Raw genomic sequence first — 15,155 nt, 5'->3', positions numbered from 1 at the left:
ACTCTGGGACCGGAGGCGCCAGGCGGTCTCTCGAAGGTCAAAATTCACTGACTCGTAAAGCTGATGAATAGAGTAAAGCGCCTTGACGGAGGTGGGCAATCGGGTGGCGGAGGCTCTGCGAATTCCGTGGCGGGGTACGCTCCATCGGACGGATATAGCAGGATGTAGGCCCATGAGCGTGCGTGTTCCACTGTCCGACACCTTCGTCAACGGCGACGTCTCCTTCTGGTACCGCGCTGAGGGCATACCCCGCCCCGGCGCCCCCCTCGACGGCGACACGGAGGCCGACGTCGCGATCGTCGGAGCCGGCTACACCGGCCTGTGGACCGCGTACTACCTCGCCAAGGCCCGTCCCGATCTGCGTGTCGTCGTGCTGGAGCGGGAGTTCGCCGGGTATGGCGCGTCGGGGCGCAACGGCGGCTGGCTCACCGGCGACCTCGCCGGCACTCCCGAACGGTTCGCCAGGACCCACGGACCGCTCGCGGCGCGCACCCTGCAGCGGGCCATGTTCGACAGCATCGACGAGGTCGTCGCGGTCGCCGGCGCCGAGGGCATCGACGCCGACATCGTCAAGGGCGGCGTGATGCAGGTCGCCACCAACGCCGCGCAGGACGCCCGGCTGCGCGCCCTGCTCGCCCACGACCGCGCCTGGGGCTGGACCAAGGACGACCTGCGCCTGCTCACCGCCGCCGAACGCGAGTCGCGCATCAGGGTGGCCGGCGCGGTCAACGCGGTCTGGAGCCCCCACTGCGCACGCATCCAGCCGGCCAAGCTCGTGCGCGGGCTGCTGCGGGCCGTGCGCGGCCTCGGGGTGAAGGTCTGTGAGCGCACCCCGGTCACCGAACTCGCCGCGCGCAAGGCGGTCACACCGCGCGGCACGGTGACGGCACGCTATGTGATCAGGGCGACCGAGGGCTTCACCGCCGACCTCAAGCAATATCACCGGGCGTGGTTGCCGATGAACAGCTCGATGATCGTCACCGAGCCGCTGCCCTCCTCGGTGTGGGAGGCGATCGGCTGGAACGGCGACGAGCTGCTGGGCGACCTCGCGCACTACTACATGTACGCCCAGCGCACCGCCGACGACCGCATCGCCTTCGGCGGGCGCGGCAAACCCTACCTGTACGGCTCACGCGTGGACGACCGCGGCCAGACACACAATTGGACGATCAGCGCGTTATGGGAGCTGCTAACCGGGATGTTCCCCGCCGTCGCCGACCACCGCGTCGACCACGCCTGGTCGGGCGTGCTGGGTGTGCCGCGCGACTGGTGCTCGACGGTGCACGTGGACCACGCGTCGGGCATCGGGTGGGCCGGCGGCTACACCGGGCACGGGGTGACGACGGCCAACCTCGCCGGGCGCACGCTACGGGACCTCATCCTGGGCGAGGACACCGAACTCACCGCGCTGCCCTGGGTGGGGCGCAGGGTGCGCGGGTGGGAGCCGGAGCCGCTGCGCTACCTCGGGGTGCATACGATGTACCGGCTTTATCGCATGGCGGACGCCCGCGAGAACGCCGGCCTCCGCCGTACCTCGGCCCTGGCTCGAATCGCCGACACGATCACTGGTAGGTAAGCTGCATGACCGACATTCTGTTCACCGGGGGTGCCGTGTTCACGGCGACCGGTGGTCCCGAGGCCGAGGCCGTGCTGGTGCGCGACGGTGTCATCACCGCCGTCGGCTCGGCCGCCGACGTCGCCCTTCGCGCGGTGCCCGGCTACGAGGTCGTCGACCTGCGGGGCGGCCTTCTCATCCCCGGCGTCACCGACTCGCACATGCATCCCGTGCAGGCCGGCTTGGAACGCGCCAAATGCGACCTGGCCGAGGTGTACGGCCTGCCGGAGTATCTCGACAAGATCTCCGCCTATGCGGCGGCGAACCCCGCCAAGGAGTGGATCGACGGCGGAGGGTGGGACATGACCGCCTTCCCCGGCGGGCTCCCCCACCGCAGCCAGCTCGACTTCCTCGACCGGCCCGCCTACCTCATCCAGCGCGACCACCACGCCGCCTGGGTGAACACCCGCGCCCTCGAACTCGCCGGCATCACCGCCGCCACCCCCGACCCGCCCGACGGCCGCATCGAACGCGACCCCGACGGCACCCCCGGCGGAGTGCTCCACGAAGGCGCGATGGACCTCGTCGGCCTCCTCACCCCGCGCCCCACCGCCGCCGATCTCGACGCCGCGCTGATGGACGCCCAGGGCTATCTGTTCTCCAAGGGCATCACAGGCTGGCAGGACGCCATCGTGGGCTCTTACGCGGGCTCCGACGACCAACTACCCACCTACCTGTCCGCGGCCGCGAGCGGGCGCCTGCGGGCCCGCGTGGTGGGTGCCCTGTGGTGGGACCGCACCCGGGGCTCCGAGCAGATCGACGACCTGCTGGCCCGCCGCGAGTCCGCCAAGGGCCTGGAGCGCTTCAGCGCCACCTCGGTCAAGATCATGCAGGACGGCATCGCGGAGAACTTCACCGCCGCCGTGATCGAGCCCTACTGCCGCTGCGGCGGCACCGGCCTGTCCTACATCGACCCGCAGGCGTTGAAGGGCTACGTCGCCGAACTCGACAGCCACGGCTTCCAGGTGCATTTCCACGCCATCGGCGAGCGCGCGGTGCGCGAGGCCCTCGACAGCTTCGAGGGCACAAACCCCGCCAACCGCCACCATATCGCCCACCTGCAGATCATCGAACCCTCCGATCTCCCCCGCTTCGCCGCCCTCGGGGTGACCGCCAACCTCCAGCCCCTCTGGGCCACCCACCACGCCCAGATGGACGAGCTGACCCTCCCCTACCTCGGCGAGGAACGCTCCGGCTGGCAATACCCCTTCGCCGACCTCGTCGCCCTCGGCACCCGCCTCTGCGCCGGCAGCGACTGGCCCGTCTCCAACGCCGACCCCCTCCAGGGCATGCACGTCGCCGTCAACCGCACCGAACCCCCCGGCTCCCACCACGCCGGCTACCCCACCGCCCAAACCCCGTTCCTCCCCGGCCAGCGCCTCGACCTGGCCACCGTGATGACGGCCTACACGGCGGGCTCGGCCTGGATCAACGACTCCCCCGCGGGCCGCATCAGGATCGGCGCCCCGGCCGACCTGGCCGTCCTCGACCGCAACCCGTTCACCCTGCCCCCGGGGGAGATCTGGTCCACCAAGGTCACCACGACCTTCGTGGACGGGGAGTGCGTTTACTCGGCCTGATCCACCCCTGAGGAGCCGCCCGGTACGGCAGAGGCCCGCTATGCCCTACGGCGGCTTCGCCGCGCTCCAGGCGGGTTCGAACCGGCTCGATTTGAGGGCGGTTCGCTTTGATGGCGGCATCCCGGGGTGGGCCGGGTGCCGCCGCCGAAAGTGCCGCGTCCGGCCAGGATGCCGGTTGACGTGGGCCCCCGAGGGGCCCACGTCGGCCGACTGGGCTTCTGCCGTAAAAAATCCCGGGCTGACTGGCACCTGCGAGCATGCCAAAGGCCCCCGGGGCGGCTCCCCTGAAGTGCGGGGAGACGGAGGGGGCCTCGGTGGTGGGACCGGCCGGGTTGGCCGGGGCTACCAGGGAGAGCGGTTGGCGCGGAGGCGCTCCAGGGCCTCGGCGAGGATGGCCTGGCCGTCCTTGTCGCTGCGACGCTCCTTCACATAGGCGAGGTGCGTCTTGTAAGGCTCGTTGCGCGGAGGCGCGGGCGGGTTGTGCTGGTCCTGGCCGGCTGGGAGGCCGCAACGGGGGCAGTCCCACAGCTCGGGGATGGCGGCGTCGCTGGCGAAACTGGGGTGGGTCTCGTGCAGGTTGGCGCACCAGAACGGGACTCGGACCCTCGGAGCTGCCTCGCCACGCTCGGCCTCGCCCATCGGGCCGGCACCCACACGGCTGCCACGGATCGCGTTGCCACTACCCACGGATTAACTCCTCGCTCGATCGCCCCGCTCGACACGGGGGGAGAATCACTGTCACGCCTCGACGCCCGTCAGGGCTTCAGCAGCAGGCCCAGTGCGATGATGCAGACGAACCAGACCACGCCCGTGATCACGGTGAGCCGGTCGAGGTTGCGCTCGACCACTGAGGACCCGCCGAACGACGACGTGAATCCGCCGCCGAACATGTCCGACAGGCCGCCGCCCTTGCCCTTGTGGAGGAGCACGAGCAGCACCATCAGGAGGCTCGACAGTATGAGGGCGATGGAGATTCCGATAATCACCGTAGACCTGATTCCTCGATTGCGCTGACCCGCGTCCGGGAGCGACACCTGCACGACGTCGTCGGCGAGACGATTCAAACCTGCTCTAAGAGGGTACGGCCTGTTGTCAAGCCGCACCCTCCAAATTTACTCGGTCAGCCCGACTTTTCGCTGAAACGGCAGATCTTAGCGAACTCTCCCGGGTCGAGGCTGGCGCCGCCGACGAGGGCGCCATCGACATCCGGTTGAGCCATGATGCCGGAGATGTTGTCAGACTTAACCGAGCCACCGTAAAGGATACGGACAGCGGCCGCCACTTCACCGTCATACAGCTCGGCGAGTCGCGCCCGCAGTGCCCCGCACACCTCCTGGGCGTCGTCCGGCGTCGCCACCTCGCCGGTGCCGATCGCCCACACCGGCTCATAAGCGAGCACAATGGATGACGCCTGCTCGGCGGTCACCTTGTTGAGCGCGCCGTCGAGCTGGGAGACGCTGTAGGCCACCTGCCCGCCCGCCTGACGCACGGGCAGGCCCTCTCCCACGCACAGGATCGGCGTGAGCGAGTGGCGATAGGCGGCGAGCACCTTGGCGTTGACGACCGGGTCGTCCTCGCCGTGATATTGCCGCCGCTCGGAGTGGCCGATGGTCACGAAAGTGCAGCCCAGCTTGGCGAGCATCGCACCGGAGATCTCCCCGGTGTAGGCGCCGCCGTCGTGCTGCGAGAGGTCCTGCGCGCCGTAGACGATGCGGAGCTTGTCGCCGTCGACGAGCGTCTGCACGCTGCGCAGGTCGGTGTACGGCGGGAGCACCGCGACCTCGGCCCGGTCGAAGTCCTTGTCGTTGAGGGCGAAGGCCAGCTTCTGGACGGTCGCGATGGCCTCAAGGTGGTTGAGGTTCATCTTCCAGTTGCCGGCGATGAGCGGCTTGCGGCTCATGGTGTGCTCAGGCCTCCAAAGCTGCGAGTCCGGGCAGGGTCTTGCCCTCAAGGTATTCCAAGCTGGCCCCGCCACCGGTGGAAATGTGGGAGAAGCCGTCTTCGGGGAGACCGAGCCCGCGGACGGCTGCGGCAGAGTCGCCGCCTCCGACCACCGTGTAGGCCTCGCTCTCGATCAACGCCTCGGCGACCGCCCGGGTTCCCCCGGAGAATGCCTCGAATTCGAAGACGCCCATCGGGCCGTTCCAGAACACCGTGCGCGCGTCGGCGAGCTTGGCGGCGAACAGCTCCCGCGTGCGGGGGCCGATGTCGAGCCCCTGCCGGTCGGCCGGGATCGACGTGGCGTCCACCGCCTCGAAGGCGGCGTCCGAAGCGAACCCCTCGGCGGCGAGCACGTCGACGGGCAGCAGCAGCTCCACGCCGCGCTTGTCGGCCTCCTCAAGGAAGCCGCGCACCGTGTCGAGCTGGTCGGCCTGGAGCAGCGAGCCGCCCACCTCGTGCCCCTGGGCGGCGAGGAAGGTGTAGGCCATGCCGCCGCCGACCAGCAGCCGGTCGACCTTGCCGAGCAGGTTGGCGATCACGCCGAGCTTGTCGGAGACCTTCGCCCCGCCGAGCACCACCGCGTAGGGGCGCTCGGGCTGGTCGGTGAGGCGCTTGAGCACCTCGACCTCGGCGAGCACCAGGCCGCCGGCCGCGCTCGGCAGGATCTTCGGCACGTCGTAGACACTGGCGTGCCTGCGGTGCACGGCGCCGAAGCCGTCGCCGACGTAGAGCTCGGCCAGGGCGGCGAGCCGCCCGGCGAACTCACCTCGCACGGCGTCGTCCTTGGAGTCCTCACCGGCCTCGTAGCGGAGGTTCTCCAGCAGGGCCACCTGGCCGTCGCCGAGGCCCTCGACGGTCTCCTGCGCCGACTTGCCGACGACGTCCTCGGCGAAGGCGACCGGCTGCCCGAGGAGCTCGGACAGGCGCCCGGCGACCGGGCGGAGCGAGAACTCCGGCACCGGCTTGCCCTTGGGACGGCCGAGGTGGGCGCAGACCACCACACGGGCGCCGCGCTCGACGAGGTTCTGGATCGTCGGCAGCGACGCCCGGATGCGGCCGTCGTCGGTGATCGTCCCCCCGTCGAGGGGGACGTTGAGGTCGGCGCGGACGAGCACGCGCCGACCCTTCACGTCGAACGAGTCGATGGTCCGCATCAGAGCTGGGAACCCACCATGACGGTGAGGTCCACGAGGCGGTTGGAGTAGCCCCACTCGTTGTCGTACCAGCCGATGACCTTCACCTGGTTGCCGATCACCTTGGTGAGCCCGGCGTCGAAGATGCAGGAGGCCGGGTCGGTGACGATGTCGGCGGAGACGATGTCGTCCTCGGTGTAGGTCAGGATGCCCTTGAGCGGGCCGTTGGCGGCCGACTTGAGGGCGGCGTTGACCTCTTCGACGGTGGTGTCGCGGCCGACCTCGACGGTGAGGTCGGTGGCCGAGCCCGTGGGGATCGGCACACGCAGCGCGAAGCCGTCCAGCTTGCCCTTCAGCTCGGGCAGGACCAGGCCGATGGCCTTGGCGGCGCCGGTGGAGGTCGGCACGATGTTGAGCGCGGCGGCCCGGGCGCGGCGCAGGTCCTTGTGCGGGGCGTCCTGGAGGTTCTGGTCCTGCGTGTAAGCGTGGACCGTGGTCATCAGGCCCTTCTGGATGCCGAAGGTGTCGTGGATCACCTTCGCCATCGGGGCCAGGCAGTTGGTGGTGCAGGAGGCGTTCGAAATGATCGTGTGCGCCGCCGGGTCATAGAGCTCGTGGTTCACGCCCATGACGATCGTGAGGTCCTCGTTCTTGGCCGGAGCCGAGATGATGACCTTCTTGGCGCCGTTGTCGGCGTGCACGCGGGCCTTGGCGGCGTCGGTGAACAGACCGGTGGACTCGATGACCACGTCCACGCCGAGGTCGCCCCAGGGCAGCTTGGCGGGGTCGCGCTCGGCGAAGGTCTTGATGGCCTTGCCGTCCACGATGATCTCGTCCACCGTGGCCTTGACCTCATAGGGGAGGCGGCCGAGGATGCTGTCGTACTTCAGCAGGTGGGCGAGCGTGGCGTTGTCGGTCAGGTCGTTGACCGCAACGATCTCGATGTCCTTGCCGCTGGCGGCGACCGCACGCCAGAAGTTGCGGCCGATGCGGCCGAATCCGTTCACGCCTACGCGGATGCTCACGGATAGATCTCCTCGTCGAATGTGCCGGAACCAGCCCGGCGACGTGGCGGGTTTAACCTCAACAATGAACCTTATCGGACCCAAATTGGTTTAGACCACGCGGTGCCCCAAGCTCGAAATCCGCCGTTCCATCGGCATCTCAGGCCAGATTCACCACGTCGGCACCACCACCGTAACCGTGCCTCCGGCCGCCCCTTCGCCCCACCTGGCCTGGCCCGGCGGCGGCGCCCCGCATGGGGGCGCGCACACCACCGGAACCGACCGGAACACGGGCCGGATCGGCGCACATGGAAGTGCCCCACTCCAGACAACCCGGTGGCGAACCGCAGGTCAAACGCACCCGACCACTTTGGGAGCGCGCCCACGCGCGGCGCGCGGAAGGCCGGCCGGGCTCCCGCCGTACGGCACGAGCCCGGTGGGCCGGGTGGCTCAGGGTGCCAGCATGTCGACGGTGAGGTTGGCCTCGGTGTTGGGCACACCGATCTCCACCGCCCGCTTGTCGGCCATCGCGAGCAGCCGGCGGATGCGGCCGGCGATCGCGTCCTTGGTGAGCGGGGGGTCGGCGATCTGGCCGAGCTCCTCCAGGGACGCCTGCTTGTGCTCGACGCGCAGGCGGCCCGCGACCACGAGGTGCTCGGGGGCGTCGTCGCCGAGGATCTCCAGGGCCCGCTGCACCCGCGCGCCCGCCGCGACCGCGGCTCTGGCGGAGCGGCGCAGGTTGGCGTCGTCGAAGTTGGCGAGGCGGTTGGCCGTGGCGCGCACCTCGCGCCGCATGCGGCGCTCCTCCCACGCGAGCACGCTGTCGTGCGCGCCGAGGCGGGTGAGCAGGGCGCTGATGGCGTCACCGTCTCGGACCACGACCCGGTCGACGCCTCTGACCTCGCGGGCCTTGGCGTGGATCTTGAGCCGGCGGGCGGAGCCCACGAGGGCGAGAGCCGCCTCCGGTCCGGGACAGGTCACCTCAAGAGACATGGAGCGGCCTGGCTCGGTGAGCGAGCCGTGGGCCAGAAACGCGCCGCGCCAGGCCGCCTCCGCGTCGCAGGTGGCCCCCGAGACCACCTGTCGCGGCAGGCCGCGCACCGGCCGGCCGTGGTTGTCGATCAGGCCGGTCTGGCGGGCCAGTGCCTCACCGTCGCGGTAGACCCTCACCACATATCGCGAGCCCTTGCGCAATCCGGCGGGTGCGAGCACAAGCACCTCGGCCTTGTGCCCGAACACCTCGCCCACGTCTCTGATCAGGCGCCGCGCTGTGGCGTTGGTGTCGAGCTCCGCCTCGATCACGATGCGCCCGCCCACCAGATGCAGCCCGCTCGCGAAGCGCAGCAGCGTCGACACCTCCGCCTTGCGGCAGCAAGGCTTCAGGACCGGCAGTCGGCTCAGCTCGTCCTTCACCACACCCGTCATCGCCATGTGCGTTAGTCCTCCCCCATAAAGACCCGGCTCTCGCAAGTCTCTCGCACCCTGGAGCGCCTCCGACCAGCTTCAACGCTTCTCATGGAAAATCTCGGAAAGGACGGAGGCAAGACGTCGTGGGTCATGCCTCGGGGAGCCGTCCGAGGTCGCGACGGAGGCCGTGACGAGCCGTGCGCCCATGGCGACGACGGCTTTCTCCAGCTCTTCGCGCTGGCCGTCGACGCCGGTGTCGGCAAGCACGACATCCACCGCGAAGGACGGCGCGTGGGCACGGAGGACCTCCAAATGCTTTTGCGGCGAGAACCCGTCGGTCTCACCCGGCTGGGGGGCCAGATTGAGCGCGACGACGCGCCGCGCCGAGGTGCGGTGCATGGCGTCGGCCAGCTCGGGGACCTTGAGGTGGGGCAGCACGCTCGTGAACCACGAGCCCGGCCCTAGAACGATCCAGTCGGCGTCGAGGACAGCCCGCACGGCCTCGGGGCAGGCGGGAGGGTCGGGCGGCACCAGGGAGATGGCCTGGACCCGGCCGGGCGTGAGCGCGCAGGCCACCTGGCCGCGCACGGTGCTCACCTCGCCGTCGAGCTCGACCTCGGCGACGAGGTCGAGCGGCACCGACGCCATGGGCAGCACACGCCCGTGGGCGCCGAGCAGGCGGCCCACCCAGTCGAGCCCGGCCACGGTGTCGCCGAGCAGCTCCCAGAGGGCCACGATGAGCAGGTTGCCCACGGCGTGCCCGGACAGGTCGCCCTCGCCGCGGAAGCGGTGCTGGACGACCTGGCTCCAGGTGCGGCCCCACGTGTCGTCGCCGCACAGCGCGGCCAGCGCCATGCGGAGGTCGCCGGGCGGGACGACACCGTAGTCGCCCCGCAGACGGCCGCTGGAGCCGCCGTCGTCGGCGACCGTGACGACCGCGGTGAGCTCGGAGGTGACCCTGCGCAGGGCCGACAGGGAGGCGTAGAGCCCGTGCCCGCCGCCGAAGGCGACGACTCTCGGGCCGGGCTCGTCGGCTTCCTCAGGCACGTCGGCGCTCACTCGCGGCCCACATCGCGATGGCTCACCTGCACTTCCATTCCCCGATCGCGCAATCGGGCACCGATCTGCTCGGACATGGCGACGCTGCGGTGCTTGCCGCCGGTGCAGCCGACGGCGAGCGTGACGTAGCTTTTGCCCTCGCGGGCATAGCCGCCGGCGACGACGCCGAGGACCTCCTCATAGGCGTCAAGGAACTCCTTGGCCCCGGGCTGGCCGAGGACATAGTCGCGCACGGGGGCGGACAGGCCGTTCATCGGGCGCAGGTCGGGCACCCAGTGAGGATTGGGCAGGAACCTGCAGTCGACCACCAGATCGGCATCGACGGGCAGGCCGTATTTGTAGCCGAAGGACACCACGTTGACCCGCAGCCCCGGACGGTCCTCACCGCCGAAGAACGCGACGATCTTGCCCCGCAGCTCGTGCACGTTGAGGCCGGAGGTGTCGATCACCAGGTCGGCGTTGGCCCGCACCTCGCGCAGGATGCCGCGCTCCCTGGCGATGCCGTCCACTAGGCGGCCGTCGCCCTGGAGGGGGTGGGGGCGGCGGACGTTCTCGAACCGGCGCACGAGCTCCTCGTCGCTCGCCTCCAGGAACGCCACACGCACGGCGACGCCGCGCATGTCGAGCTCCCCGATGGCTGCGTTGAGGTCGGTGGTGAATGCCAGGCTGCGCACGTCGACCACCGCGGCCACCTTGTCGGCGGCCAGTTTGACCCGGCCCGCCTCCTCGGCCATGGCGAACAGCAGCCCCGGCGGCAGGTTGTCGATCACGAACCAGCCGAGATCCTCCAGCGCCTTGGCCGCGGTGCTCCGGCCCGCTCCGGACATGCCGGTGACGATGACGAAGGCCGGCTGCCTGTCGTCATCCGCGCTTGTCGTGCTCATGGGGTCTCCCCCTCTCCCTTCAACGCCGTCACGATCAACTCGGCCGTGGCGGGCCCGATGCCGGGGATCTCGCAGATCTCGGCCGCGGAGGCCTCGCGAAGCCGCTTGACCGACCCGAAATGCTTAAGCAGTGCCTGTCTACGCGCAGGGCCGAGTCCCTGGACGCCGTCGAGCGCGCTTTGCTTGACAGCTTTTTCGCGCTTGCCCCGATGGTAGGCGATCGCGAAGCGATGGGCCTCGTCTCTGACGCGCTGAAGCAGATAGAGTCCCTCGCCCGCTCTGGGCAGGATCACCGGGTGGTCCTGGCCGGCGGGCCAGACCTCCTCCAGGCGCTTGGCCAGGCCGCAGACCGCGACGTCGTCGACGCCGAGCTCGTCGAGGGCGCGCTGGGCCGCCGCGGCCTGGGCCGGGCCGCCGTCCACCACGACGAGGTTGGGGGGATAGGCGAACTTCCGCGGCTTGCCGGTCTCAGGGTCGAGGCCCGCCTCGGCGCCGGGCTCGGGTGCCAGCTCGCCGGTCGCGCTGCGCTCCTCCAGATAGCGCTTGAACCGCCGCGAGATCACCTCGTGGATGGAGGCGACGTCGCCCCGCCCGGACATGCCCCTGATGGAGAACCGGCGATATTCGCTCTTGCGCTCCAGGCCGTCCTCGAACACGACCATGGACGCCACGACGTCCTCCCCCTGCAGGTGGGACACGTCGTAGCACTCGATGCGCAGCGGCGCCTGGTCGAGCTCCAGCGCGTCGGCGATCTCCTGCAAAGCCCGGCTTCGCGCGGTGAGGTCGCCCGCCCGGCGCAGCTTGTGGCGCGCCATGGCCTCCTTGGCGTTGCGCTCGACGGTCTCCATCAGCGCCCGCTTGTCGCCGCGCCTCGGCACCCTGACCTCGACCCTGGCGCCCCGCTGCTCCGACAGCAGCTCGGCGACGGCGTCGGTGTCGGGCGGGATCGCGGGCACCAGCACCTCGCGGGGGATGGCCTCCGGCGCGGCCTCGCCGTACATCTGCAGGAGGAAGTGCTCGACCAGCTCGCCGGTGGTGACCTCCTCGACCTTGTCTACCACCCAGCCGCGCTGGCCCCGGATGCGCCCGCCGCGGACGTAGAACACCTGGACGGCGGCCTCAAGCTGGTCCTCGACCATGGCGACCACGTCGGCGTCGGTGCCCTCGCCGAGGACGACGGCCTGCTTTTCCAGGGCGCGGCGCAGCGCGTGCACGTCGTCGCGGAGCCGCGCGGCCCGCTCGTATTCCTCGACGGCGGCGGCCTCGCCCATCTCGCGCTCAAGGCGCTTGATGAACCGGCCGGTGTTGCCCGCCATGAAGTCGCAGAAGTCCTCGGCGAGGGCGCGGTGCTCGGCCTCGGTGACCCGGCCGACGCAGGGGGCCGAGCACTTGTCGATGTAGCCGAGCAGGCAGGGGCGCCCGATCTGGCCGGCCCGCTTGAAGACCCCGGCCGAGCAGGTGCGCACGGGGAAGACGCGCAGCAGCAGGTCGACGGTCTCGCGGATCGCCCAGGCGTGCGAGTAAGGCCCGAAATAGCGGGTGCCCTTGCGCTTGGCGCCGCGCAGCACCTGCACCCGGGGGAACGTCTCGCCCATCGTGACCGCGAGATAGGGATAGGACTTGTCGTCGCGATATTTGACGTTGAAGCGGGGGTCGAACTCCTTGATCCAGGAGTATTCGAGCTGGAGCGCCTCCACCTCAGTGGTGACGACGGTCCAGTCGACCGAGGCGGCGGTCGTGAGCATGGTCTGCGTGCGGGGGTGCAGCCCGGCGAAGTCGTTGAAATAGGAGCTCAGGCGCTGGCGCAGGCTCTTGGCCTTGCCGACGTAGATCACCCGGCCGTGGGGGTCTGTGAACCGGTAGACCCCGGGGGACTCGGGAATCGCGCCCGGTCGGGGCCGGAAACTGAGCGGAGTGCCCGTCGATCTCGCCACACCCCAGAGCCTATCGGCCCCCACCGACGCTTCGCGGGCCTCGCCCGCCGGACGCCGATCAGGCGGGGTCGGCCGTCTCCGGCGGCGCCGCGCGGTGCCGCACCTGGAGTTCGAGGTCGCCGGTCAACGTCACGTCGGCCTGCACGAGGTCGCCTTCCCGGACCTCCCCGGTGATCACGAGGTTGGAGAGGCGGTTGTCGAGTTCGCGCTGGATGGTACGGCGAAGCGGTCTTGCCCCATATTCCGGTTTGTAGCCTCTCTGCGCCAGCCAGTCGACGGCGTTCTCTGTCACCTCCAGCTCGACGCCCTGGGCGCGCAGCCGCCGCCGGGTGTGTTCGAGGAGCAGGTTGGTGATCTCCCTGACCTGCCGCCGTTCAAGGCGGCGGAAGACGACGATCTCGTCGACGTGGTTGACGAACTCCGGCTTGAGCCTGTCCTCCAGCAGGTGCATGAGGTCCTCGCGCAGGTCGGCCGTGTCGCCCTCGTAGTCGAGGATCAGCGAGGCGCCGAGGTTGCCGCTCATGATCACGAGAGTGTTGGTGAAGTCGACGGTGCGGCCCTGCCCGTCGGTCAGGCGCCCCTCCTCGAGCACCTGCAGCAGGATGTTCATGACATCGGGGTGGGCCTTCTCGATCCGCTCGAGGAGGACGACGGTGTGCGGGCGCCGCCGTACGGCCTCGGTGAGCCGGCCGGCCTCCTCGCGTCCCGCACGGCCCGGCGGAGCGCCGATCAGCCTGCCGACCGTGCGTCTCTCCTGGAATTCCGCCATGTCGACGCGCACGATGTGGTCCTCGCCGCCGAACAGGGCCTCGGCCAGCGACCGCGCCAGCTCGGTCTTGCCGACGCCGGCCGGTCCGAGGAACATGAAGCCCCCGATGGGGCGGCCGGGGTCGGCGAGCCCGGTCCGCGCCCGGCGCACGGCTTCCGCCACGGCGCCGACCGCCTCCTCCTGGCCGACGACCCGGCGGTGCAGATGCTCCTCCAGCCTCACCAGCCGCTCGCGTTCCTCCTCGGTGAGCCGGCTCGCGGGGATGCCGGTGCGGCGGGACACGACCTCGGCGATGTCCGTCGCGGTCACCAGGGGCACGTCGTCGCGGCCGCGCCTTGCGGCCTCCAGTTCGGGGCGCAGGCGGTCGATCTCCACGCGCAGCTCCTGGGCCCGGTCGTATTCCTCGCCGCGCACCGCCTGGTCCTTCTCGCGGTGCAGCTCGGCGAGGCGCTCCTCCAGCTCCCTGGCGTCCGCGGCGGGCGTGAGCACACGCAGCCGCACCCGGGCGGACGCCTGGTCGACCAGATCGATGGCCTTGTCGGGAAGCCACCGGTCGGCGACGTAGCGGTCGGACAGGTTCGCGGCGGCCGACAGCGCGTCGTCGGTGAGGCGTACCTGGTGGTGGGCCTCGTAGCGGTCACGCAGGCCCGCCAGGATCGCGATCGTGTCCCCGACACCGGGCTCAGGCACGAGGATCGGCTGGAGGCGGCGCTCCAGCACGGCGTCCCGCTCCACGTGCTTGCGATATTCGTCGACGGTGGTCGCGCCGACCACGTGCAGGTCGCCGCGGGCCAGGGCGGGTTTGAGCATGTCGCCGGCGTCTATGCCGCCCTCGGCGGCGCCGACGCCCACCACGGTGTGCAGTTCGTCGACGAAGACCACCAGCTCGTCGCCGTGGGCGGCGATCTCGTCGATCACGGCCTTCATGCGTTCCTCGAACTCCCCGCGATATCTCGATCCGGCGATCAGGCCGGACAGGTCGAGCGCGACGACCCTCTTGTTCTTCAGGGTGTCGGGCACCGCGCCGTTGACGATGCGCTGGGCGATGCCCTCGACGATCGCGGTCTTGCCCACGCCGGGTTCGCCGATCAGGACCGGGTTGTTCTTGCGCCGCCGGGACAGGACCTCGATGGACTGCTCGATCTCGTCCTCGCGCCCGACCACCGGGTCGAGCCTGCCTTCGCGGGCCTCCTCGGTGAGGTCGCGGCTGTAGCGGTCGAGGGCGGGGGTCAGCGACTCGGCCCCGCCCGGCGGGCGGCGGTGAGCGATCGGCTCCGCGGCGATCACGGCCTCCTGGAGTTCGTTGGCGGAGACGCCGGAGGTGGTCAGCAGGCGCGCCGCCGCCGAGCCGGGGTTGGCGGCGAGGGCGATCAGGAGGTGTTCGGGGCCGATGTAGGTGGCGCCCAGGGCGCGCGACAGGCGCTGGGCGTCCAGGAAGACGCGTTTGGCCGACGGGGTGAGGGTGGCCGGGGGCTCGCCCGCGGCTCCGGTCGCGGGGCGGGCTGCGTCGATGCGGGCGCGGATCTCGGCGGGGTCGGCGCCGGCCTGGGTGAGCAGGGGCCCAGTCGACTCGGCGCCCGCCACGGCGTGGAGGAGGTCGAGTTCGTCGAGATCGGCGGCGCCGCGCGCGGCGGCGTGGCCGATCGCGCCGACGAGCAGCTCACGGGCGGGGCCGGTCAGGAGCCGGCCGATGTCGACCCGCTGCACGCTCGGGCGGGACGGCGGCCAGGAGTCCCCGCCGCCGAACAGGCGCCCGGTCAGCGTCTCGAATCCGCGGAACGGGTCGTCCCCGAAGTACGACCCGAATGGCGACGTCGTCAAGGCAACCC

The 15,155-nt window shown here is 70.6% G+C and carries 12 protein-coding genes; 2 read left to right on the top strand and 10 right to left on the bottom strand.

Going from position 1 to position 15,155, the window contains the following annotated elements; genetic code table 11:
- Positions 1–172 precede the first annotated feature (172 nt).
- The gene (locus tag Ssi02_RS33495) at positions 173–1,576 is read left to right on the top strand and encodes an NAD(P)/FAD-dependent oxidoreductase (protein ID WP_204031599.1); all 1,404 of its coding nucleotides are present in this window, start codon (positions 173–175) and stop codon (positions 1,574–1,576) included.
- A 5-nt stretch (positions 1,577–1,581) separates the two neighbouring features.
- Positions 1,582–3,195, top strand: coding sequence for an amidohydrolase (locus Ssi02_RS33490; RefSeq protein ID WP_204031598.1), 1,614 nt, complete (start codon positions 1,582–1,584; stop codon positions 3,193–3,195).
- Between the two features lie 342 nt (positions 3,196–3,537).
- Here Ssi02_RS33490 and Ssi02_RS33485 read toward each other — a convergent pair whose 3' ends face one another.
- The 10 genes from Ssi02_RS33485 to Ssi02_RS33440 all read right to left on the bottom strand — a co-directional run bounded on the left by Ssi02_RS33485 (position 3,538) and on the right by Ssi02_RS33440 (position 15,147).
- On the bottom strand, positions 3,538–3,882 hold the full coding sequence (locus Ssi02_RS33485; protein ID WP_093169967.1) for an RNA polymerase-binding protein RbpA: 345 nt from the start codon (positions 3,880–3,882) through the stop codon (positions 3,538–3,540).
- A 68-nt stretch (positions 3,883–3,950) separates the two neighbouring features.
- Positions 3,951–4,181: a preprotein translocase subunit SecG gene (gene secG / locus Ssi02_RS33480; RefSeq protein ID WP_204031597.1), complete on the bottom strand. Its 231-nt coding sequence runs from the start codon at positions 4,179–4,181 to the stop codon at positions 3,951–3,953.
- A 134-nt stretch (positions 4,182–4,315) separates the two neighbouring features.
- Positions 4,316–5,095 (bottom strand): triose-phosphate isomerase, encoded by a 780-nt coding sequence (tpiA, locus tag Ssi02_RS33475; RefSeq protein ID WP_204031596.1) that lies wholly within the window; start codon positions 5,093–5,095, stop codon positions 4,316–4,318.
- Between the two features lie 7 nt (positions 5,096–5,102).
- Positions 5,103–6,290 carry a phosphoglycerate kinase gene (locus Ssi02_RS33470; RefSeq protein WP_204031595.1) on the bottom strand — a complete coding sequence of 396 codons (1,188 nt, stop codon included), beginning with the start codon at positions 6,288–6,290 and terminating at the stop codon, positions 5,103–5,105.
- Positions 6,290–7,294: a type I glyceraldehyde-3-phosphate dehydrogenase gene (gene gap / locus Ssi02_RS33465; protein ID WP_204031594.1), complete on the bottom strand. Its 1,005-nt coding sequence runs from the start codon at positions 7,292–7,294 to the stop codon at positions 6,290–6,292. The genes Ssi02_RS33470 and gap overlap by 1 nt, the downstream gene beginning before the upstream one ends.
- A gap of 429 nt (positions 7,295–7,723) precedes the next feature.
- On the bottom strand, positions 7,724–8,704 hold the full coding sequence (whiA, locus tag Ssi02_RS33460; protein WP_204031593.1) for a DNA-binding protein WhiA: 981 nt from the start codon (positions 8,702–8,704) through the stop codon (positions 7,724–7,726).
- Between the two features lie 72 nt (positions 8,705–8,776).
- Positions 8,777–9,727: a gluconeogenesis factor YvcK family protein gene (locus tag Ssi02_RS33455; RefSeq protein WP_204031592.1), complete on the bottom strand. Its 951-nt coding sequence runs from the start codon at positions 9,725–9,727 to the stop codon at positions 8,777–8,779.
- A gap of 8 nt (positions 9,728–9,735) precedes the next feature.
- A complete protein-coding gene (gene rapZ / locus Ssi02_RS33450; protein WP_204031591.1) occupies positions 9,736–10,623 on the bottom strand; it encodes an RNase adapter RapZ in 888 nt (295 codons plus the stop codon).
- On the bottom strand, positions 10,620–12,557 hold the full coding sequence (uvrC, locus tag Ssi02_RS33445) for an excinuclease ABC subunit UvrC (RefSeq protein WP_239130220.1): 1,938 nt from the start codon (positions 12,555–12,557) through the stop codon (positions 10,620–10,622). Before uvrC ends, rapZ begins: the two co-directional genes overlap by 4 nt.
- A gap of 58 nt (positions 12,558–12,615) precedes the next feature.
- The gene (locus Ssi02_RS33440; protein ID WP_204031589.1) at positions 12,616–15,147 is read right to left on the bottom strand and encodes an ATP-dependent Clp protease ATP-binding subunit; all 2,532 of its coding nucleotides are present in this window, start codon (positions 15,145–15,147) and stop codon (positions 12,616–12,618) included.
- Positions 15,148–15,155: the final 8 nt, after the last annotated feature.

This window comes from Sinosporangium siamense (assembly GCF_016863435.1).
In the GTDB taxonomy this organism is placed as follows: Bacteria; Actinomycetota; Actinomycetes; order Streptosporangiales; family Streptosporangiaceae; genus Sinosporangium; species Sinosporangium siamense.
This window is presented reverse-complemented; position numbering and strand designations above follow the sequence as displayed.

What these genes read in the sequence shown, in the direction of transcription:
- Ssi02_RS33490 (WP_204031598.1), top strand. Translation starts at nt 1,582, where the DNA reads ATGACCGACATTCTGTTCACCGGGGGTGCCGTGTTCACGGCGACCGGT.
- Ssi02_RS33470 (WP_204031595.1), bottom strand. Translation starts at nt 6,290, where the DNA reads ATGCGGACCATCGACTCGTTCGACGTGAAGGGTCGGCGCGTGCTCGTC.
- Ssi02_RS33495 (WP_204031599.1), top strand. Translation starts at nt 173, where the DNA reads ATGAGCGTGCGTGTTCCACTGTCCGACACCTTCGTCAACGGCGACGTC.
- tpiA (WP_204031596.1), bottom strand. Translation starts at nt 5,095, where the DNA reads ATGAGCCGCAAGCCGCTCATCGCCGGCAACTGGAAGATGAACCTCAAC.
- whiA (WP_204031593.1), bottom strand. Translation starts at nt 8,704, where the DNA reads ATGGCGATGACGGGTGTGGTGAAGGACGAGCTGAGCCGACTGCCGGTC.
- rapZ (WP_204031591.1), bottom strand. Translation starts at nt 10,623, where the DNA reads ATGAGCACGACAAGCGCGGATGACGACAGGCAGCCGGCCTTCGTCATC.